The sequence below is a fragment of the Haladaptatus paucihalophilus DX253 genome, from assembly GCF_000376445.1.
GTDB classification, from domain to species: Archaea; Halobacteriota; Halobacteria; order Halobacteriales; family Haladaptataceae; genus Haladaptatus; species Haladaptatus paucihalophilus.
Window position 1 is genome coordinate 1,086,380 of the sequence record NZ_AQXI01000001.1, and the last position, 20,296, is coordinate 1,106,675.

22 protein-coding genes are annotated in these 20,296 nt (G+C 62.0%); 13 read left to right on the forward strand and 9 right to left on the reverse strand.

What is annotated here, in order from left to right; translation table 11 throughout:
- Positions 1-35 precede the first annotated feature (35 nt).
- Positions 36-860: a transcriptional regulator TbsP gene (tbsP, locus tag B208_RS0106115; protein WP_026177756.1), complete on the reverse strand. Its 825-nt coding sequence runs from the start codon at positions 858-860 to the stop codon at positions 36-38.
- A gap of 472 nt (positions 861-1,332) precedes the next feature.
- Complete coding sequence (locus B208_RS0106120) at positions 1,333-3,426, reverse strand: hypothetical protein (RefSeq protein ID WP_007977750.1); 2,094 nt, start codon at positions 3,424-3,426, stop codon at positions 1,333-1,335.
- A gap of 106 nt (positions 3,427-3,532) precedes the next feature.
- Here B208_RS0106120 and glyA point away from each other — a divergent pair, with 106 nt between their 5' ends.
- The 4 genes from glyA to B208_RS0106140 all read left to right on the forward strand — a co-directional run bounded on the left by glyA (position 3,533) and on the right by B208_RS0106140 (position 6,495).
- Positions 3,533-4,780, forward strand: a complete 1,248-nt coding sequence (gene glyA, locus B208_RS0106125) for a serine hydroxymethyltransferase (RefSeq protein WP_007977751.1) — start codon at positions 3,533-3,535, stop codon at positions 4,778-4,780.
- Positions 4,781-4,867: 87 nt separating this feature from the next.
- Positions 4,868-5,038: a hypothetical protein gene (locus tag B208_RS24230; RefSeq protein ID WP_007977752.1), complete on the forward strand. Its 171-nt coding sequence runs from the start codon at positions 4,868-4,870 to the stop codon at positions 5,036-5,038.
- A gap of 34 nt (positions 5,039-5,072) precedes the next feature.
- Positions 5,073-5,504 carry a hypothetical protein gene (locus B208_RS0106135; protein WP_232423734.1) on the forward strand — a complete coding sequence of 144 codons (432 nt, stop codon included), beginning with the start codon at positions 5,073-5,075 and terminating at the stop codon, positions 5,502-5,504.
- Positions 5,505-5,601: 97 nt separating this feature from the next.
- Positions 5,602-6,495: a bifunctional methylenetetrahydrofolate dehydrogenase/methenyltetrahydrofolate cyclohydrolase gene (locus tag B208_RS0106140; protein WP_007977754.1), complete on the forward strand. Its 894-nt coding sequence runs from the start codon at positions 5,602-5,604 to the stop codon at positions 6,493-6,495.
- A gap of 20 nt (positions 6,496-6,515) precedes the next feature.
- On the opposite strand, the gene B208_RS0106145 is transcribed toward B208_RS0106140, so the two are convergent.
- On the reverse strand, positions 6,516-7,358 hold the full coding sequence (locus tag B208_RS0106145) for a DUF7117 family protein (RefSeq protein WP_232423735.1): 843 nt from the start codon (positions 7,356-7,358) through the stop codon (positions 6,516-6,518).
- 164 nt (positions 7,359-7,522) lie between these two features.
- Between B208_RS0106145 and B208_RS0106150 the strand changes: the two genes are divergently transcribed.
- The 3 genes from B208_RS0106150 to B208_RS24235 all read left to right on the forward strand — a co-directional run bounded on the left by B208_RS0106150 (position 7,523) and on the right by B208_RS24235 (position 9,213).
- Entirely contained in the window at positions 7,523-7,948 is a 426-nt protein-coding gene (locus B208_RS0106150; protein ID WP_007977756.1) for a DUF7528 family protein, read from the forward strand.
- Positions 7,949-7,996: 48 nt separating this feature from the next.
- Positions 7,997-8,980, forward strand: coding sequence for a DUF1028 domain-containing protein (locus B208_RS0106155; RefSeq protein ID WP_018128768.1), 984 nt, complete (start codon positions 7,997-7,999; stop codon positions 8,978-8,980).
- An 86-nt stretch (positions 8,981-9,066) separates the two neighbouring features.
- Positions 9,067-9,213, forward strand: coding sequence for a hypothetical protein (locus B208_RS24235; protein ID WP_171970517.1), 147 nt, complete (start codon positions 9,067-9,069; stop codon positions 9,211-9,213).
- 311 nt (positions 9,214-9,524) lie between these two features.
- On the opposite strand, the gene B208_RS0106165 is transcribed toward B208_RS24235, so the two are convergent.
- The gene (locus tag B208_RS0106165; RefSeq protein WP_232423736.1) at positions 9,525-11,750 is read right to left on the reverse strand and encodes a glycoside hydrolase family 3 N-terminal domain-containing protein; all 2,226 of its coding nucleotides are present in this window, start codon (positions 11,748-11,750) and stop codon (positions 9,525-9,527) included.
- Between the two features lie 241 nt (positions 11,751-11,991).
- Positions 11,992-12,270 (reverse strand): amphi-Trp domain-containing protein, encoded by a 279-nt coding sequence (locus B208_RS0106170; RefSeq protein ID WP_007977761.1) that lies wholly within the window; start codon positions 12,268-12,270, stop codon positions 11,992-11,994.
- Positions 12,271-12,390: 120 nt separating this feature from the next.
- On the opposite strand from B208_RS0106170, the gene B208_RS0106175 reads away from it, so the two are divergent.
- A complete protein-coding gene (locus B208_RS0106175; RefSeq protein ID WP_007977762.1) occupies positions 12,391-12,663 on the forward strand; it encodes a PadR family transcriptional regulator in 273 nt (90 codons plus the stop codon).
- A gap of 11 nt (positions 12,664-12,674) precedes the next feature.
- Here the strand turns inward: B208_RS0106175 and B208_RS0106180 are convergent, their stop codons facing one another.
- Complete coding sequence (locus B208_RS0106180; protein WP_232423737.1) at positions 12,675-13,919, reverse strand: AI-2E family transporter; 1,245 nt, start codon at positions 13,917-13,919, stop codon at positions 12,675-12,677.
- A gap of 93 nt (positions 13,920-14,012) precedes the next feature.
- Between B208_RS0106180 and B208_RS0106185 the strand changes: the two genes are divergently transcribed.
- From B208_RS0106185 to B208_RS0106200, 4 genes are all read left to right on the forward strand, one after another.
- Positions 14,013-15,284, forward strand: a complete 1,272-nt coding sequence (locus B208_RS0106185; protein ID WP_007977764.1) for an MgtC/SapB family protein — start codon at positions 14,013-14,015, stop codon at positions 15,282-15,284.
- Positions 15,285-15,330: 46 nt separating this feature from the next.
- A complete protein-coding gene (locus tag B208_RS0106190) occupies positions 15,331-16,662 on the forward strand; it encodes an aminotransferase class III-fold pyridoxal phosphate-dependent enzyme (RefSeq protein WP_007977765.1) in 1,332 nt (443 codons plus the stop codon).
- 30 nt (positions 16,663-16,692) lie between these two features.
- The gene (locus B208_RS0106195; RefSeq protein ID WP_007977766.1) at positions 16,693-17,343 is read left to right on the forward strand and encodes a helix-turn-helix domain-containing protein; all 651 of its coding nucleotides are present in this window, start codon (positions 16,693-16,695) and stop codon (positions 17,341-17,343) included.
- Between the two features lie 70 nt (positions 17,344-17,413).
- Positions 17,414-17,767 carry a DUF7344 domain-containing protein gene (locus B208_RS0106200; protein WP_007977767.1) on the forward strand — a complete coding sequence of 118 codons (354 nt, stop codon included), beginning with the start codon at positions 17,414-17,416 and terminating at the stop codon, positions 17,765-17,767.
- Here B208_RS0106200 and B208_RS0106205 read toward each other — a convergent pair.
- Together B208_RS0106205 and B208_RS0106210 are read right to left on the reverse strand one after the other, a co-directional pair.
- Positions 17,764-18,087 (reverse strand): hypothetical protein, encoded by a 324-nt coding sequence (locus B208_RS0106205; protein ID WP_007977769.1) that lies wholly within the window; start codon positions 18,085-18,087, stop codon positions 17,764-17,766. The two genes, B208_RS0106200 and B208_RS0106205, sit on opposite strands and share 4 nt — an antisense overlap.
- 39 nt (positions 18,088-18,126) lie before the next feature.
- Positions 18,127-18,402, reverse strand: a complete 276-nt coding sequence (locus tag B208_RS0106210) for a hypothetical protein (protein WP_007977771.1) — start codon at positions 18,400-18,402, stop codon at positions 18,127-18,129.
- Between the two features lie 144 nt (positions 18,403-18,546).
- Between B208_RS0106210 and B208_RS0106215 the strand changes: the two genes are divergently transcribed.
- Positions 18,547-19,452 carry an HhH-GPD family protein gene (locus B208_RS0106215; RefSeq protein WP_007977774.1) on the forward strand — a complete coding sequence of 302 codons (906 nt, stop codon included), beginning with the start codon at positions 18,547-18,549 and terminating at the stop codon, positions 19,450-19,452.
- On the opposite strand, the gene B208_RS0106220 is transcribed toward B208_RS0106215, so the two are convergent.
- A complete protein-coding gene (locus B208_RS0106220; protein WP_018128769.1) occupies positions 19,442-20,239 on the reverse strand; it encodes a hypothetical protein in 798 nt (265 codons plus the stop codon). The genes B208_RS0106215 and B208_RS0106220 overlap by 11 nt on opposite strands.
- Positions 20,240-20,296 lie beyond the last annotated feature (57 nt).

The window sequence follows — 20,296 nt, forward strand, 5'->3', positions numbered from 1 at the left end:
CGCTCGAAGACGAGAAAAAACGGGACGAACTGCGCTTAGTTGAGGATGCTCTGTGCGACGCCAGCGAGCTGGTCGGTGTCCGCGTTCTGAAGGTCGTCGTTGGCGAGCTTCAGGCGGAGACGCGGGCGACCGACGTCGATGGGGACCTTCTCGGTACCGATGAGGCCCATGTCCTCGAGCTTGGTCTTCGTTCGGGAGAACGTCGCTTTGCTTGCGATGCCGACGTCCTCGCCCCACTTGCTGATGTCGTAGAGCAACGCCTCGTTTTTGGCCGCGACGAGGAGGCTGATGGTCACTTCGTCGAGACCGTCGCCGTCACCGCGAGCGGTTTCGAGCGAGGAGAGGACGCTGTTGAAGTCGTCTTCCGCCTCGGGGCTGATCTCTTCGCCGAGCGTCTCGCGGACGCGCGTAATCGGGGGCGTACGGAGCGAGAAGTCGCTCGCATCGTCCCAGAAGTCCGTGTACGTGCCGTAGGCGGCGTCCACGAACTCGTCGTCGTCGGAGGTCAGGCCACCAACTCGGTCGCCCGCGGTGACGAGTGCGATGACGACGTCCTCGGTGACGAGGAGCGAGTTGCCGGAGGAATCCTCCGTAGTGCGCAGCGTGAGCGCGCCCTCGTCGATGAGGTCGGCGGCGTTGCTGGCGATGATGAAGTCTTCCATGACGTCTTTGAGGATACCTTCGTCCGCGAGCATACGCATCTCGGGGAGGTCGCCTTCGTACTCCGTCGCGGCATCGATAAGGTCTTCAATCGCGCTCGCGGATGGATTCACGACGAGCATGACGTCGGGGCCTTGATCGATCACCGTCTGAAGGATCTCGTGGACGCTTTGGTTCAAGAGGTTCGATTTTGTTTCCATAGTGAGACGGACGAGATTCATCTATTTAATTTTAACGTTCGAAATCAACGGAAATCATAGGTTATGTAGTATGAACAATTAGTCAACGTCGTAATTATAACCGGCTATTTTGTATAATACCACCCTGAAGTCCGAAATCTCTTCAGTGAACGTGAATTTCTGAGCTTCGCCGCGAGAGTGTCCAGAACGCACAATATCGGCCTCTTTTCCGTCCGTCAAGCGTTGCCGAACGACGATAACGGCATAATTCCGTCGAGTAAGACCTAATTACCAATTCCATATTGCGTGAACAGTCCGAAAGAATGAAGTAAGAATGTGAAGTATCAACATGCGACATGCGGGATAAAATCCACCAGTGGCTTACGGAACATCCACGGACGATCAGCGCAGCATTCGGCCTCATGTTCGTAACGACTGTCTATTCCGGAGGAATCTTTTCACCGTTAATAAGCGGTGCGGGCAGCGCAGGTCCCTAATCGAGAAGCGATACTAATTCGGCCGACCAGTACAGCTCACCGTCAAACACAACCGGTATTTCTGCGTGATGAAGGTAGGATTTGAGTTCATCGGAATGGAGTGAGAATACTGCGTCGTTCCCGGCTAGATATCCCGTATTGCTGCTCTTTAAGTATGGTTGGAAGTAGCCACCGGGCAACCGCTCGGTCATCAAATCACACGACAAATGGAATCTGTCTTCGTCCAGTCGCGTTAACTTTCCAACCACTGGGAAGAAGCTAGCACACTGCGTCAACTGGTGTGTCCCGTCGCCGACGACGGCATAATCCTTGTTCATCATGATCCGCCGACGAGCGATTTGGAGCGCTCGCTGAATGCTGAATCCGTTAATCAACAGCCGTGCAAAGGAAACGCCGACTTTTCCCGCCTGTTTGTTCAGCACCTTGTTGAACGTCACCGCACCCGCGACGCTCCCTTTTCTGACCAACTCCATTCCCTCGTGGTAGGAGCCACAGGCGTTCAGAAAGAAGGTCTGGACGTTACTCTCCTCGATGCTCGAAACCGGGAGATTACCGTCCGTACAGCGTAGTCCCGACTCCTCACAGTGACCGATGTAGTGGACGAAATCGCACGGACTTTCGAGCGTCTCGGCGAGTTCGGCGCGCGAAAGATGTTCACGGACCGTTACGTCGATAGGCAACTCCTCGGACCGCTCCATGTATATCTCTGCCACGTCCTCGTGTTCGTCGCCCATCATCTCGTCGTTCAGTATCAGCGTCACGTCGATGTCGCCGTTCGACCGGTCGAAGTACTTGAAGCGATTTTCGTAGGCGGTCACGTCGGTCTTGAACACGTCGATGGGAACGCCGTTCGCCAACCAACCGTGAACCTGTCCCTGTTGTAACTCCGGTTTGACCCGCTCGACCGAGGAAACGGTCTCCGACGCTCGATACGAACCACCGGCGGCAGCCACTTCCGGTGCTCGTTGCCCATCGCGGTAGAAGTCACCGAGGGAGGCGTCGAGTAGTTCGTCGCGCTCCAACGGGGTCGATTTCGGGAGGTAGACGGCGCTCAAATTGGCGAGCAGGTACGGGAGCGCCGAGATGTTCTCCACCGAGGGTTCGACGTACATCGCCAGATGCCACTCGGGGAGGTCGTCGTCGATTCGCGCGAAATCGAGGAGGTCGTACTCGACGAACTGCTCACCCGGGGTGGCCTCGTAGGTCGCCGCCGCGTCGATGTCGAGTTCGTCCAACAGGGATAGTTCCGCGAGGTCCCAACTGTGCGGCCCGGCGTTCCGAACGAGACAGTCCAAAAAGAATACCCGTCGAAGCATATCCGCGACCTCGGTTTGATACGACGGAAGCGAACTGAAGTGATACGTGAAGTTGGTTTCCGGCACCGAGAGCATCGGTGCATCGCGCTCCTCGACGTGAACGTCCGCTTGCAAATAGAAGGCGAGCGGTGCGGTGACGAACGCCGTCGCCAAGTCGTCGGGAATCCGCATCTCGATTCCACTGTCCTTTCTCTCCTCGCGCACCGGGTCCGGGATGTGTAACTCCTCGCCGACTTCGAACCGCGGCGGATGTCCGCGGAGGGTCGGATACGACCTGTCCGGGCCGGTCGTCTTGTGCGACGAAGCGGCGTACGAAATCGCGGTCGCTACCCCCTCGACGGTCGGCGGGACGGTTATCGTATCGACGGGAACTTCGTGATGGCTCCGAAAGCCGAGCGTAATCGGAATCCGCTCGTGGAAATCGATGATTAACGTCTCAAAATCGTCAGTTTTGTAGACTCTTGCTGGGCCAGAAAATCGGAGATACGTCTTGATGTTCCCGTGAATATTTGCGAGGTACTCTCCCGTGGAAAGCTCGAGGGGTTCGGTGTCGTTACCGTGTTTGTACTGCTCCCCCGTCTCGACGTTCGTGATGTTTACCAAACTCGGAGGAAAGGAAAGTCGGGACGCACGACCGGAGACCGATACGTCTATCGGACGGTCGATAGCTTTCGCTCCGCCACCGGATTCCCAATCGGACGCACCGATGGTAACGCCGGTTTTCGTCCGGTCGAACGCACGAACCCCTGTTTCCGTCTCCTCCCATTCGATCATACCGGTAATAGAATCGTTATCTCACTGTTAGTTTATATTTCTGTCGGGGATGTATCCGTACTGTGCGAAAGGTACACTTATACTCCGTCGTGTCCGGGTGTTTCACATGGAGTACGACCACATCCGGGCGGTCGACCCGGACGTCGCAGACGCCCTCGAAGCGGAAGTCGAGCGCGAACGCGACACACTAGAGATGATCGCTAGCGAAAACTTCGTCAGCGAGGCGGTGCTCGAAGCACAGGGGAGCACCCTGACGAACAAGTATGCGGAAGGCTATCCCGGCGAGCGCTACTACGGCGGTTGTGAGCACATCGATACGGTCGAGAGCCTCGCCATCGAGCGTGCGAAGGAACTCTGGGGGGCGGAGCACGTCAACGTCCAACCGCACAGCGGGTCGCAAGCGAACATGGGCGTCTACCTCGCCGTCCTCGAACCCGGCGACAAAATCCTCTCGCTCGACCTGACCCACGGGGGGCACCTGAGCCACGGTCACAAGGTGAACTTCGCCGGAAAGCTCTACGAGGTAGAACAGTACAAAGTGGACCCGGAAACGGGCTACCTCGACTACGACGAGATATACGAGCACGCGGTCGAGTTCGAACCCGACATCATCGTCTCCGGCTACTCCGCGTACCCGCGGCAGGTCGAATGGGAGCGGATTCAGGAGGCCGCGGACGCGGCGGACGCGTACCACCTCGCGGACATCGCCCACATCACCGGTCTCGTGGCGGCGGGCGAACACCCGTCCCCGGTCGGCGTGGCCGATTTCGTCACCGGGTCGACGCACAAGACCATCCGCTCTGGTCGCGGCGGCATCATCATGTGCGACGAGGAGTACGCGGATGCCGTCGATTCGGCGGTCATCCCCGGTATGCAGGGCGGTCCGCTCATGCACAACATCGCGGGCAAGGCGGTCGGATTCAAGGAGGCGCTCGACCCCGAGTTCGAAGAGTACGCCGCCCAGACCGTCGAGAACGCGAAGGTACTGGCCGAGACGTTCCAGAACCACGGCTTCGGCCTCGTCTCCGGCGGCACGGATACCCACCTCGTACTCGTGGACCTGCGCGAATCCCACGAGGACGTGACCGGGAAGGACGCCGAGGAAGCGCTCGAAGACGTCGGCATCGTCCTCAACGCCAACACGGTTCCGGGCGAGACGCGCTCGCCCTTCGTCGCCAGCGGCATCCGCGCCGGGACGCCCGCGCTGACGACCCGCGGCTTCGACGCCGACGACATCGAACGCGTCGGCGACCTCATCGCGCGCACAATCAATCATATAGACGACGATGACGTGAAAGCGGAAGTCGCCGAAGAAGTGCAGGCGCTTTGCGACGAGAACCCGCTCTACGAGTAACGCGACTCCCGAAGGACGATTTGCGGCTCTCGGCCGTTTCTTTTTCCCGAGCGACACATCTAATTCGACACGCCGTGAGGTTCGACCATGCCAGAACAACTTGCAGGCTTCAAAAGTGCCGACATCGTGTTCACCGACGGGACCTCCCTCGCCGACGTGACCGTCGCCATCTACCCGGGGTGGATTCGAATCCAGACCGAGACGGCGAACCAGTTCCATCCGCGCGAGCAGGTGGACCGGGTTCAATCGACTCGGTGACATACCGATGCCCGACGATTCGGACGTTCTTCGGATGACCGTACGCGTAGAAGACGAGAGCGTCGAATACGTCGAACGTGATGACGTAGTTCGCTTTCCGCGTGTTCGCACCGGCGATGAAGTACTGGAGTACGGCACGATGTCGGTCGAAAGATGGGTCGAATTTCGGGCTACCGAGGCCGCGAAGGATGCCGTCAGAGAGGAACTGGAGAAGCGAGTGAATGGGAAGATTTCCGGAGTCGCTATCGGGGTCGGTTCTACCGATGACGGCGCTACGACGGCCGTGAAAATGTACCACCAACGATGGCGGAACACCGACGGCACCGTTACGGAACCGTCGGTTTCGTTCGACCGGTTGAAAGAACTCACGCCGGAGAAAATCGACGTAACCGCGAAATACCGCGACGAAACGGATTCGTGTTCGGTTCCTGTCGAAATGGACAGCGAGGAAGCGGAGTTCCTCTGACACCAATAGACACAATCGTGCATATATTCGGATTTTAAATCCCAGAAATACGCACGAACCCGAATGTTGAAGGGGCTTCGAGTCGCATTCTTCGACAATGACGGACATCATCGACGGACGCGCGGTGGCGGAGGGCATTCGAACGGACCTCGGCGAGAGCATCCAGACGCTGAAGGACGAGGGTGTGACGCCGGGATTGGCGACGGTCCTCATGAGCGACGACCCCGCGAGCGAGACGTACGTCTCGATGAAACAGCGCGACTGCGAGGAGGTCGGCATCAACGGAATTCACATCGAAATCGACCCCGAGGCACCGGCCGAGGAGCTGTACGAAACCATCGACGACCTGAACGAGGACCCCGAGGTACACGGCATCCTCGTCCAGATGCCCGTTCCCGACCACGTTGATTCACAGCAGGTCCTCCGCGCCATCGACCCGAAAAAGGACGCGGACGGCTTCCACCCGGAGAACGTCGGCATGCTCGTGGCGGGCCACCCGCGCTTCAAACCCTGCACGCCCCACGGCGTCCAGAAACTCCTCGAATCGGTGGACGTGGACCCGGAGGGCAAGGACGTCGTTATCGTCGGCCGGTCGAACATCGTCGGCAAACCGCTGGCGAACCTCCTCATTCAGAAAGCCGAGGGTGGCAACGCGACTGTGACGGTGTGCCACTCGCGCACCGACGACCTCGCCGCGAAGACCCGCGATGCGGATGTCGTCGTCGCGGCCTGCGGCGTCCCCGAACTCATCGACGGGTCGATGCTCTCCGACGGCGTGACCGTCATCGACGTTGGCGTCAACCGCGTGGATGCGGATAACGAGAAGGGCTACGAACTCGTCGGCGACGTGGACTTCGACAGTGCGAAGGAGAAAGCGAGCGCGATAACGCCCGTTCCGGGCGGCGTCGGCCCGATGACGCGTGCGATGTTGCTCTACAACACGGTGAAAGCCGCCGGAGAACAGGCGGACGTCGAAGTCGAACTTCCTTAGTCGTCGAAGTACCGGCCCGACTACGCCAATCGAGACAGCGTGTCCCGACTGCTCGCGAGGGCGTCCATATCGTCCTCGTCGAAATACCGCGCCAAGTCGCGCGCCGCCGAGACGAGCGCCTCGGCGGTGTCGATATCGACTCCGCCTTCGAGCGCCTGTGCGCGACGGACGTGTTCACCCAAGGTTTCGAGCGTGTTCCGTCCCTCGCGGTCCACGTCGTGTTCTCTCGCCCACTCGCCCATCTCACCGTGGTATTCTTTGAGCGATTCCGCGTCCGCCAGCCCTCGCACCTCGTAAATCGACTCCGGGAGGTCGCGGGCGTCCGGGCGTTCACCCTCGTCGGCACCGCGGAGGAGCGAGAAAAAGTATATTTCCTCGTCGTCGGTCATCCGCATCGACCGGCTGAACAGTTGTCCGGCGTGTCGGAGCTCGTTCGCCGCGAGGTAGGTGTCGTCGAGCGGGAGGAGTTCGCCCCCGCTGATGAATCCGCGCTTTCTGACGTACTCGCCCGCCTCGTCGGCCGCCCTGTTTGCGACCTCGCGCGCCGGTTCCCGGTCCAGCGCGTCGCGTATCTCGGCCAGTTCGAGGGTCGCCGGACTGTCGGTGTGTTGCATCCTGTTTTCGTCCAATCCGACGCTCTGCATGCTCTCGCAGTTCGGACAGGCGACGCTCCCCGTCTCGTAGTACGACCACTGGGTCCCGCAGTTTTTACACTCGCGGGTTCCGCGGACTTTCATGTCCACCGATTGCGCTTCCGGGGTGAAAACTCTCACGCGCGACCCACCGCTCCCCTGACTTCGGCTTCCACCGACTTCGCCACCCCGTGGATTTATCAGCGGCGGCGAACTACGTGCAATCACCATGTCGAGTGAAACTCGCTCGGAGGATAGAGTAAGTCGCCCCGTCGCGGCTGGTCGAGAAATTCTCGGCCGCACGTACTGCTGATTCTGCGGAGTGTTCGGACAGGTCGAACGAGTCGCCCGTTTCCGGAGAGACGACAGTCTCTGCCGAGAGCACGGACGACGGCGTGTCGCTGACCGTTTTCGGAGAGAAACACGACCTCTCCAGACGCGAGGCCGACCAGTTACGCGAGGCGCTCGGTCAGGCGCTGACCGAACGCCGCGAGTTCTTCCGCACGGCCGGGGAGCACCGCGACGACGGGAGCTACGTCGTCTCGCGTCGCGGTGCCGACTCCGCCGGGCACCGAAAGGTGTTCGAACGGTTCGACGCGCTGGTGGACCTGTACGAGCGACTTCCGGGGACGTTCACGGCCGAGACGGTGGGCGAACGGGGACTGACCGGCGGACGACGGCACATACTCGTTCATCACCTCACCGAACATCCCGACTTCGACTGCGAACTCGTCTCCCGGCAACCGCTCACGGCGCGAAAGGAGAGCGATACCGGCGACGGAAGGACGAACCCTCCCGAGGAGGACGAAGTGGAGAACTGAGTTACCGGGTGGTGAACGCTTTTCGGGATGGACTGCTTCGTCCCGCGTATGTCACGACAATCAGCGCCGCGACCATCCACGTTCTCCATCGTCGCACGCGACCCGGAACAGGACGCCGTCGGCGTCGCCGTCCAATCGAAGTTCGTCAGCGTCGGGAGCGTCGTCCCGTTCGTCAGCGCGGACGCGGGTGCCGTCGCCACCCAAAGCTTCGCCAACGTCGCGTACGGCCCGGACGGACACGACCTCCTCCGACGGGGGAAGTCCGCGAAGGAGGTCGTGATGGAACTCACCGGCGCGGACCCGGAGTTCGAGTCGCGGCAACTCGGCGTCGTGAAATCGCCGGTTGCCATGCGAGACCAGGGTATCGACGACGCGGGGGAGGAGGGTGAAACCATCGCGGCGTTCACGGGCGCGGACTGTTTCGACTACGCGGGCGACATCCAAGGCGAGCACTACACCGTCCAGGGAAACATCCTCGAAAACCGCGAGACGCTCGAAGCGATGGCGGACGCCTTCGAGGAAACCGAAGGCGGCCTCCCCGAACGGCTCATCGCCGCGCTCCACGCGGGCAACGACGCCGGTGGCGACAAACGCGGCGAGCAGAGCGCCGCGCTGTACATCGCCAAACCCCAAGGCGGGTACGAGGGACGCAACGACCGTTGGGTGGACGTGCGCGTGGACGACCACGAGACGCCCATCGACGAACTGGAGCGCGTGTTCAAAATCTACGACGTGACCCTGCTGGAGCGCGAGGAACCCGACGAAACGCGGGATTTGAGCGACGGCACGGCGGAACAGGTGGCCGAAACCCTCGCCGACCTCGGCTTTTTCGACGGCACACCCTCGGGGACGTTCGACGACGACGAACGCGACGCCCTCGAAGACTTCCGGGGGATGAACAACTTCGAGAATCACTCGATTCCCGTGCTGGAGGACGCGCTCGCCCGAGGGTGGGACGACGCCGACGGGGACGGCGAGGAGCGGATGGTCGATGCCATCTGGCACGGCCTGTCCCGACTCGACAGAAAATAGCGCGACGAAACCGGGTGGCGGCGTTTCGACCGACGACCGTTATCGCGCCGACACGCATAACCGACAGAACCACGAAACGACGCGATATGCGCGACGAAGAAGAGATCCGCGAGCAGTACGAGTTCCTCAAAGAACAGCTCGAAAGCGACGATATGAACCACCAAGGAATCCGAGAGATGTTTACGCACTACAAGCGGGCGTTGGGGTGGACGCTGGAAGAGGAGTACATCTAACTTTTTTCCATCCGGTTGACGGCAGTTATCGAAATCGTTACCTTTAAGTCATTACGCCGTATTGTTGCAGTTGACGCTTCGCTTTGGAGGGCCGAAGCGTCAGCGGGGACCAATTCAGGGCGGCAAGCGGTACGCGGGGTCTTTTCGCCCCCGCGTGTTCCGCTTTCCTTTCGAAAACAAACTCGCAAGCGACTGCTTCGTACAGACCACAGATACCAACGACCAGTCATTTCTCTCGTTCGACCGGAAACAGAGACCGACACCGAACCGCGCGCCGCGGGCGGACGAAAACGAACGCCGAATCGTAGCGCTCAGACGACGGTCAGCGTTTCGGTCATATCGCCGACCGAAAGCTGATACTCGCCCGTATCGACGACCAGTTCGCCGCGGGAGAACACGTCGCCGAGGACGGTGGCGAGCGGGAGCACCGTCGAACGAATATCGACGCGAGTCGTCTCGCCCGCGTCGAGGGAAACGCGCTCGAAGCCGACGACGACCTGCTGTGGGTAGAGCACCTCGCCGTGCTCGCGGGTGCCGTAGACCGGGACGACGGTTTCGCCCGCCCTATCGCCCGTGTTGTGCACCGAGACGGAGACGGTTAGCTCGTCCGTCGCCGCCTTTTGCGGAAGCTTCGGCGGGCGGACTTCGAGGTTGCCGTACTCGAACTCGGTGTAGCTCATGCCGTGGCCGAACGGGAACAGCGGCGTCTCGTGTGATTGCGGCGGTTCCGTATTGCCCTCCTCGTTGAACTCGTCGGGCGGGAAGTTGTTATGGAGGTTGAGCAGTTGACCGGTTCCCTTCGGCCACGTGAACGGTAATCGGCCGCTCGGATTGGCGTCGCCGAACAGGGTGGCGGCGACCGCCGGTCCCGCCGCGGTTCCGGGCAGATACGCCATCAACGACGCCGAGAGGTGGTCGAACACCGACGTGCCGCGCGGCCGACCGGCCATGATGACGCCCACCGTCGGCGTTCCCGTCTCCGCCACCGTCTCGACCAGTCGCCGTTGTGCGTCCGGGAGGGCGAGCGTGTCCGTGTCGCCCTGCTCTTCCGCGTACGGTCCCTCGCCGAGGACGGCGACGACCACATCGGCACACTCCGCCGCCGCGCGGACGTCGTCTTCGTTCGATAACTCGTGCAGTCCGGTGGGGACGTGCGTGACCGACGTGGAACCGGGTGCCGCCTCGGAGATGCCGTCGAGAACGGTGGTCGCGGGTGGCTCGATGTCGCCGACGCCCTGCCATCCGAGCGACCAACCGCCCATCTGGTTCGCCACGCTGTCGGCGCTCGGTCCGGTGACGAGGACCGACCCCGTGTCGGAACCGAGCGGTAGCGTCCCGTCGTTGGTGAGCATGGTCATCGATTCCGTCGCCACCTCCCGTGCGAGGTCACGGCCCTCGGAGACGACGCCCTCTACTTTCTCGGGTTCGGCGTACGGGTCGTCGAACAACCCGACGTTCTCCTTGAACGCGAGGATGTTCGTCACCGCCTCGTCGATGCGCTCCATCGAGACGCTTCCCTCGTCGACGAGTTCGATGAGCCGTCGCTGGTAGCCCTCGGCGTCGTCGCCCTCGATGCTCGCTGCCGGAACCATGTACATGTCGATACCGGCGTTGATTCCCAACCGGGTCGCCTCCTTCAGGTCCTCGGCGAAGCCGTGGACCTTTATCATCCGGAAGAAGTCGTGCCAGTCGGAGACGACCATCCCCTCGAAGCCGAGTTGGTCGCGGAGGATGTCGATGAGGAGTTCCTTCGAGGCGTGTGCGGGGACGCCGTTCAACGATCCGCTGTTGACCATCACCGTCTCCGCTCCGGCGGTGATTCCCGCGGCGTAGGGCGGGAGGAAGGTACTCGCGAAGGTGCGATAGGGCAACAGAGCAGACGTGCGGTCGTTCCCGTTCGCCGGTTCCGAGTATCCGGCGAAGTGTTTGACGCTGGCACCGGTTCGCTTGTAGCCGTTCGTCCGCTCCTCGTATCCCCGGACCTTGGCGGCGACCAACTGGGACGCGAGGTACGGGTCCTCGCTGAATCCCTCGTAGAATCGTCCCCAGCGCGGGTCGCGCTGGAGGTCGGCGACAGGCGAGAAGTTCCAGTGCGTGCCCGTGACGCGCATCGTCCGACTCGTTATCGACGCCATCTCCTCGGCGGCGTCCGCGTCCCACGCCGCGCCGACGCCGTGGTTGTGCGGGAAGATGGTCGCGCCCTGAATGTTGTTGTTGCCGTGAACCGAATCGATGCCGTAGACGAAGGGGACGCCGAGACGGGTGTCCTCGACCATCGCCTTCTGGCGCACGTTGCTTTCACGAGCCACTTCCTTCGGGTCGAACGACGGCAGATACATGAGCGACCCGGGCTTGTATTTGCGGAGCGCTTCCGCCGGATTCTCCGACTGAATCTCGCTGGCGGCCATCTGCGTCATCTGTCCCACCTTCTCTTCGAGCGTCATCTCGTCGACGAGGTTCGCCACCCGGTCGCTGGGCGCGGTCCGACCGGTGGCAACCGCCGATTCACCGATGTACCCCGCGAGGGCCGCTGCCAATGCGATTCCTCCGGAATGCTGCATGAAATCCCGCCGCGACGAACCATTTGTGGTATCCTTTCGCATGCTCCGAAACCTGAGAAAGGTGAGTGGATAAAATTTTTTCTCTACAAAATATTAATTTCCCATGATTAGATGGATTTTTTGAACAATACCGACTAATCACCACCACACTCGATAAAATGGAGACTACCGATGCCACCCGAAAATCGCTATCGAGGGTGAGCGCGGCCGATTCAGGTCACTCGATTTCGAGCGTGCCGTCCGTGTCGTCTTGCCCTTCCTTCCATTCGAGTTCGAACTCGACGCTGAGTTCGTTTCGTCCGGAGGCCGAACTCTCCCGTTCGGCCTTCACTTCGAACGACGGGCGGCTCGGCGGGTCGAGCGTCACCGATTGACCGCCTGCAGTCAACGTTATGGCTTCCCCGCCGTCGAGTTTGTCCGCGACGGTTCGGAGATAGTCGGCGATGTCGCTGCGGCTCTGTGTTTCCTCGGTTTCGAACAGAACTTCTTCTGGCATGGTACTAGAAACGACGCGGACGGTGATAAGTCCAATCCCCCGAACCACATCGTGTGCCGACCTCCGAAACTGTCGGAACCGATATCCTTATGGCGAACAGACACATCGGCGATATTGACGATGCACGAGTTGACGGGATTTCAGCGGGACATACTGTACGTAATCGCCGGACACGGCGAACCGCACGGGCTTGCGATTCAGGAGGACCTCGAAGAGTACTACGAGACGGAGGTACACCACGGACGTCTCTACCCGAACCTCGACACGCTCGTCGAGGACGGACTCGTCGAGAAAGGGAAACGGGACAAGCGAACGAACTACTACGCCCTGACCGAGCGCGGCCGGGAACACATCGAAGCGCGCCGCAAGTGGGAAGCGCGGTTCATCGACTAAGCACCGTCGGTCTACCAGTCGGCGTCGTCGCTCTCGCCTGGTGTCGGCGGTTGGACGGCCATCCCGTCGGCGGCCACTGACGAGTCGGGGTCCGTCGGTGAATCCGTTTCTTTCGATTCCGCGGAATCGTGCGGCGGTTCCGGAAACTCCTCCCCGTCACGGAGATACGTCGGGTCCACCGCCCACGGCTGAATGGGGCTTCCGGTGATGAGTTCCGGGAGGACGATTTTCACGAAGTGGACGACGAGCACGAGTATCATCGGTCCGAGGAAGATGCCGTACCACCCGAACAGCAGCGGACCGAAGATGTACGCGAGCATCACCATCCCCACGTGCAAGTTACGCCCCGAAACGTACGGTCGCAACACGAGGTCAGGGATGGTGTCCACGATGACGAACGAGACGAGCGCGAACACGGCCGGGAACCAGAGAAGGCCTGGGTCGCGGGCCATCAACGCCTCCGCGCCGATGACGCCGGTCACCGGGAAGTAGACGAGTTTCATCCCGACGACCGGAATCAGGCTGGCGACGCCCGTCAACAACCCGACGACGGTCGGGTACGGAATTCCTATTCCGGGTGGGGCCGCCATATCGAGGAGGTTGTAGGAGATAGCCCCGATGGTCCCCGTCATGAAGGCGTTGAGGATGTTGCCGAAGAAGATGCTGTTGAAGTCAGAATCGACGCGGTGGACGTACGCTTCGAGGACGCCGCCGGTGTCCGCGAAGGTCCGATGGAACCACCGCGAGAGTTTGTGGTCGTCACGAAGCAGGTAGAACGCGATGGCGATCATCACGAACAGATGCAGGGCGGCGTTCCCGACGAAGGCGAGGTATTTGTACGTCGAACCGAACGCCTGCTCGATGAGCTTCGTGTTGTCCGCGTTTTCGAGGAGTTGTTCGGGATTCTGGGCGAGCCTGGAGATGTCCCCGTACTGCTGTACCGGTTGGGGAAGCGCGCCGAGATTGGCCGTCCGCGCGACCGTCGTCAGTTCGTGAAACGCGATGATGAGGGTGTACGCGACGAGCAAAATCGCGGGGAGAGCGAGCACGAGTAACGCGACAGCGGCGGCGAGGCTCCGCGGGCGAATCCGTCGCTGGAGCCGCCGATACACCGGCCGCGTCGCGTAGTAGAGAAACAGACCGAAGACAAACGTCCCGATGAACGAGTAAATGACGAACAGCGCCGCGAGGCCGAGCATCCCACCACCGGCCCACCACGCCGCACGGGATTTGTCAATGTTCCATCCGGAGACCATACAACAGAAGTTTGCGGGCCGGGCTTAAAGATTTCGCGCCCGAAACGGAGATAGCAACAACCCTTTTAACCGACTACCGGCGTAGTACGGGGAGTGTCCGGATTCGAAACCTTGGTCGCGTCGGCTACGTTGGACAGCGATGTCGTCCGTATCGCGCTCGCCGGAGCGCTCGGTCTCTTCCTCGGGTTGGAGCGCGAATGGTCCCAGAAGTCCGCCGGGATTCGGACGTTCACGCTCATCAGCCTCCTCGGCGCGGCGTTCACTATCATTAATAAAGACGTGTTGCTCGCGCTCGGCGGCCTGCTCGTCATCGTCCAAGGGATTCTGCTCGCGGTACAGGGATTGATGGACGACGACGAGGACACCGGCCTGTCGCTCACAACGTCGGTCTCGATGCTCGTTACGTTCGGCGTCGGCGTGCTGGTCGCGGAAGGCTACATCCTCGTCGGCGTCACCGTCGCCGTCGTCTCGTCGCTCCTGCTCGTGTTGAAGCGCGAACTCCACTCGTTCGCGTGGGGGATGTCACGCGAGGAACTCCGCTCCGCCGCGGAGTTCGCCATCCTCGCGTTCGTCATCTACCCGCTCCTCCCGCCCGGCGAAGTCGGGTTCGGCGGCGTCACGTTGAGCCCCCGTCTCATCTGGTTGATGGTCGTCACCGTCGCCGGTATCGGCATCGCGAACTACGCAGTCGTCGAGACGTACGGCGGTCGCGGGATCGCGGTCACCGGCTTTTTCGGCGGGTTGGCGTCCTCGACCGCGGTAGTCGGCACCATGCTCGACCACGTTCGCCAGCGACCCGAAGCGGCCACCTACGGCGTGGCCGCCATCCTCCTCGCCGACGCCGCGATGGCGCTCCGAAACCTCGTCATCGCGCTGGCGTTCACCCTGGGCAATCCCGACAAGACGCTTTACGGTGCCATCATCCCGCTCGGAACCATCATCGTCGGCAGCGTCGCCATCGCGGCCTACACGGCCGACTGGTCGCAGGAGATGGACATCGACTTGGAAAGCCCGTTCTCGCTCGGAAACGCGCTCGGGTTCGGCGCCATCTTCCTGCTCGTCGTGGTCGGCGGCGCGGTGGCGAAAAGCCAGTTCGGACAGGCCGGATTCTACCTCACCGCGCTCCTCTCCGGACTCGTGTCGAGCGCGGGCGTGACCGCCTCCGCGGTGACGCTCTACAGCGGCGGGAACCTGAGCCAGCAGACCGCCGTCTTCGGCATCCTGCTCGCAACCGCATCGAGCATCCTCGTCAAGGCGGCGCTGACCATCTCCGCACCGAACCGGACGTTCGCCTACCGAATCGCCGTCTGGAGTACGGTGCTGCTCGCCGGGGCGGGGGTCACTGCCATCGCCGCTGTCGTGTGAGGACACACAACGAACTTTTTAAAATGGGGCTATCCGTACCCGCTACATGGACCGAGAAACGGCCGAGCCACAGGTTCGGGACATGCCGGGCCAAAAAGCACGAGAATGGGCAGACTACCATCACCAGTTCGCCGCCCCGACGACGTACGTCTACGATTTCGTCTGGGACCTGACCGAAGACGCCGAAGGACCGTTCTGCACCGACGTGGACGGCAACGTTCTCCTCGATTTTACCAGCCACGTCGCCGCCGCGCCGCTGGGGTACAACAACCCCAAAATCATGGACAAAATCGACGAGTTCCCGCTCCCCGACCCGACGAAAATCGCCGGACAGGACTTCTACGCCGCGGGCGGGTGGCCGCCGGAGGACCCCGAGTTCCCCGGCCCGACGCAACTGATGGAGCGACTCGTCGACGTGACGAGCCACTACGACATGGACACCGTGTTCCTGTCGAACTCCGGCGCGGAAGCCGTCGAGAACGCCATCAAAATCAGCTACAACCGCGGCGGCCACCGCGCGTTCAACTTCGACGGCGCGTTCCACGGGCGGACGCTCGGCGCGCTCTCGCTCAACCGCTCGAAAGTCGCCCACCGCAAGGGCTACCCCGAGATTCCGGGCATCGTGAGCGTTCCGTACTGCTCCTGTGAGGGGCAGTGTGAGTGTGGCTGGAAGACGAACGGACCGGGTGGCAACGTCATCGCCGACAAACTCGACCCCGGCCAAGGCGTCATCGACCCCGAAGAGGTCTCCTACATCATCCTCGAACCGGTACAGGGAGAGGGCGGCTATCGCGTCCCGAACGACGAGTTCATCCGCGACATCGCCGAGATTCAGGACACCTACGACATCAACGTCATCGCCGACGAGATTCAGTCCGGCATGGGTCGGACGGGCGAGATGTGGGCAGTGGACCACCTCGACCTCGAACCCGACGTCATCACCAGCGCGAAGGCGCTGCGCGTCGGCGCGACCATCTCGCGCTCGGACGTGTTCCCCGAGGAGAAGGGCCGACTCTCCTCCACGTGGGGTGCTGGCGACGTGCTCTCGTCGCTCCAAGGAGCGCTCACTATCGACGCGATTCACGAACACAACCTGCTCACCAACGCCGAGGAGCGCGGCCGACAAACGCGCGAACTCATCGCCGACGCCGCGCCGGAATCCGTGGTCGACGTGCGCGGCCGAGGCCTGATGCTCGCCGTCGAATTCGACACGAAGGACCGACGCGAAGCGGTCGTCGACGCCGCGCTCTCTCGCGGCCTCCTCACGCTCGGCTGTGGTTACAAGACGCTCCGTCTCCTCCCGCCGCTCGACGTGACCGAGCGCGAAATCGACCTCGGTGTCAACATCCTGCTCGACGCCATCGAGGACGTCGCGTAACGCTATGTCCGTCCGTGACGTTTCTCCCGTATGAGCGTCATGGCAGACCTGTCGATTTCGGGTGAGGAGTTCGTTCTCGGAACCGCCCTGCATACTCACGCCGACGTTCACGTCGAACTGGAGCGCGTCGTCCCGTCTTCCCAACAGGTACTCCCGTTTTTCTGGGCTATCGGGACCGATTTCGAGACGTTCGAGCGAGACGTGCGTGGCAACCCGAACGTTCAATCGCTCGTGGCGTTGGACAGGATAGAGGGGCGCGTCCTCTACCGGGCCGAATGGAGCGAGGAAGTCGAGAGTTTCATCCACGGCATCGCGGCGGTCGGTGCGACCATCCTCGAAGCCACCGGCGACCGAGTCTGGCGGTTCCGACTTCGGTTCCACGACCACGCCGCGCTGTCGGAGTTCCACGACTACTGCGTGGCCCACGACATCCGTTACACGCTGGACCGGGTCGCGACGGATATCGCGGTCGAACGCGAAGAGTTCGGGCTGACGCAGGAGCAACGCGAGACGCTCGTGTTGGCCATAGAAGAGGGATACTTCGACGTCCCCCGCGGCGTGACGCTGACCGAACTCGCCGCGGAACTCGGGGTCACACAGCAGTCGGTCTCGGAACGCGTTCGGCGCGGAACCGGAACCGTACTCGAAGCGGCGCTCCTCGAAGCGGACGGGAATCGATAACGAACCACGTAAAAGAGGGCTGTAATAACAGGCAATTCTCTATTTGTCACCCCACACTTTCGACCAGACGATGGTGGAAGCGCCAAACGACCGACGACGGACCGAGGCCACAGCGTCAGTAAATCGTTCGACGACCGTCAGCGATACGGTGGAGTCTCTCGGGCTTGGAGTTCTCCTTCACATCCCACCGGAGATACACGACGTGTTGGCGGCCGAACCGCGACAGGAAATCGTCGCGTACCTGTACCGAATCGAACGGGAGGTGGCCATCGCGGAACTGGCCGACTACCTCGCCGCGGCCGATAGCGAGTTCGACCGTCAGCGCGTGAAAACGAACCTCTATCACACGCACCTCCCGAAACTCGACACGGCCGAATTTATCCGGTGGAACCGTGAGAGCGGGATGGTGCGGCTCGTCCGTTAGAACTGATAGCGGCGCTCGTCGTCTCGCTGGGGGAACTGGTCTGCGCCCGTCATTTCTTCGAACGTCATTCCCGAGAGATACTCGTCGTACGTGACGTCGTACGCGCTTCGGAGGTGGAAATCGAGGTTGCCCGTCTCCACCGTCGTCTGAAACAGCATGTGTATCGCACGGCGGACGATCTCCTCGGGGTCGTCGGTGTCGAACGCGGTCCCGAGCATGGCGAGTTCGTTGCGCGTTTCGCGGTCGAGCGAGACGGAAAATTCCTCGTCAAGCGATGAATAGGCGGTTTGCACGTCGTCCGTCAGGTCGTCCAGACTCATTGCCGTGAGGTTGGTCGGGAGTCGGATACGGCTTTCGTTCTAGAAGCGCTCCTCACAGAGCCGACAGACGTCCCTGCTGGCGAAATTACGGGCGTCACAGTTCGGACAGATGATGTAGTGATACGACTGGGGACTCGACTCGCGCGCCGACCGTTTCCCCCGACTCTCTTGGAGCGACATTCCCATCCCGGCGAGCATGAACGTCCCACCCATGGCGACCCACACGGACGGACCGCGGGCGAACACGAGCGGTGCCACCGGAACGACGATGATGGCGACACCGATGAGGAAAAGCGTGGAGGGCCGTACGTGCATCTTGCGGAGATTACGACGACCGTGCAATAAGCCTTCAGATTACACTCCGCTGTGCCAAATATTGTCGTGAACCGCACGATGACGGGGGGAGTTCACGTTCCGAAAACCGCTAGCGTAAAACGCCTCCGTCCGAAACCGCCACTGATGACCGACACGGCGTGGTCGATTCCCGACATCGACGCGGTGCGCGACGCCCTCGTTTCGTGGTACGAGTCCGACCATCGGACGTTCCCGTGGCGCGAGACGGACGACCCCTACGCCATCCTCGTCTCCGAGGTGATGAGCCAACAGACGCAACTCGGCCGCGTGGTCACGGCGTGGGAGGCGTTCCTCGACCGCTGGCCGACCGCCGCCGACCTCGCGGACGCGGACCGCTCCGCTGTCGTGGGATTCTGGACGACCCACAGTTTGGGCTACAACAACCGCGCGAAGTATCTCCACGAGGCGGCGAACCAAGTCGTCTCCGAGTACGACGGCGCGTTCCCCGAGACGCCGGACGAACTCCAGAACTTGCAGGGCGTCGGACCGTATACCGCCAACGCCGTCGCCTCGTTCGCGTTCAACGACGGGGACGCCGTGGTCGATACCAACGTCAAGCGCGTCCTCTATCGGGCGTTCGACGTACCGGACGACGATGCCGCCTTCGAGGAGGCCGCGAGCGAACTCATGCCCGACGGGGAATCGCGCGTCTGGAACAACGCCGTCATGGAACTCGGCGGGGTGGCGTGCGAGAAGACGCCCTCCTGTGACACCGCGGGCTGCCCGTGGCGCGAGTGGTGTCACGCCTACGAGACGGGCGACTTTACCGCCCCGGACGTCCCCACGCAACCCAAATTCGAAGGCTCGCGGCGACAGATGCGCGGCCGCGTCGTCTCGATTCTGAAGGAGTACGACGAACTCCCGCTCTCGAAACTCGGCCCCCGCGTCCGCATCGATTACGGCGGCGACTACGGCGAGGAGTGGCTCCGTGAGTTGTGTTCGGATTTGGCAGACGACGGGTTGGTTGAGGTGGAGGAGCAAGACGAGTGGGTCGCGCGACTCAGACGGTAGGGTCGCGCTTCTCGATGATTTCTCGGAGGATAGACTCGGCGTCCCGAAACGTCGCTTCGTCCTCGAATTGCAACCGCTCCGGCGGGTCGTAGACCAGCGACATCGCGCTCATCAGCGCCCGTCCGACCGCCCCCGGAATCGGGTTCGGTTGCCACGTGAGCGAGAGCGTTCGTTCGTCCTCGTTCGCGCGCACTGTTTCGAGATTCGACAGGCCGTAGCAGCCGCGGGTCCGAAGGCGTCCGCCTTCCACGCAGAGGGACGTGCCGGAGATGGAATAGTTTCGACCATCGCCGGTCCACTCGACGCGCGTTTTCTCCGGCAGGACGCAAGCCCGGTGCTTCGCCAGCGCATCGTCCACCGCATCGACGAACGACTCGTCGGGCGCGTTCAGCCAGCAGAGCGAGTGGTGTGGCACGGCGAAAAAGAGCCACTCGTCGTCGATGGTGAGCACCACGGTATGGAGGAAGAAGGCGCCGCTGTCGCCGTCTTCGAGCGACCACAGGTCGCGGAATTCGGCGCTGGCGTCCGGGAGGGAAGCGTGATACCACGCGCCCGGATGCTCGTCATCGACCCACGAGAGCGAGTCGCGCACCGCGTTCCACGTCGTTCGACAGCGCGGCGCGTCCGGGAGGTCCATCTCCAGTTCGTCGTGGTCGATGCCGACGTAGCCGTCGGTGGCGCGGTCGAGTGCGAGTTCGAAAATCGCACCCGCCGACCCGTGGAAGTCGGCAGCCGTCAGCGTGTGGGAGGGTTCGAAGGTCGTCGTGTCTGGGGGATTCGCGGCCATCGTTCGGAACCTCGACACGGACGTTCGCCGACAACGTATTTCGCTCTGGCGCACCCA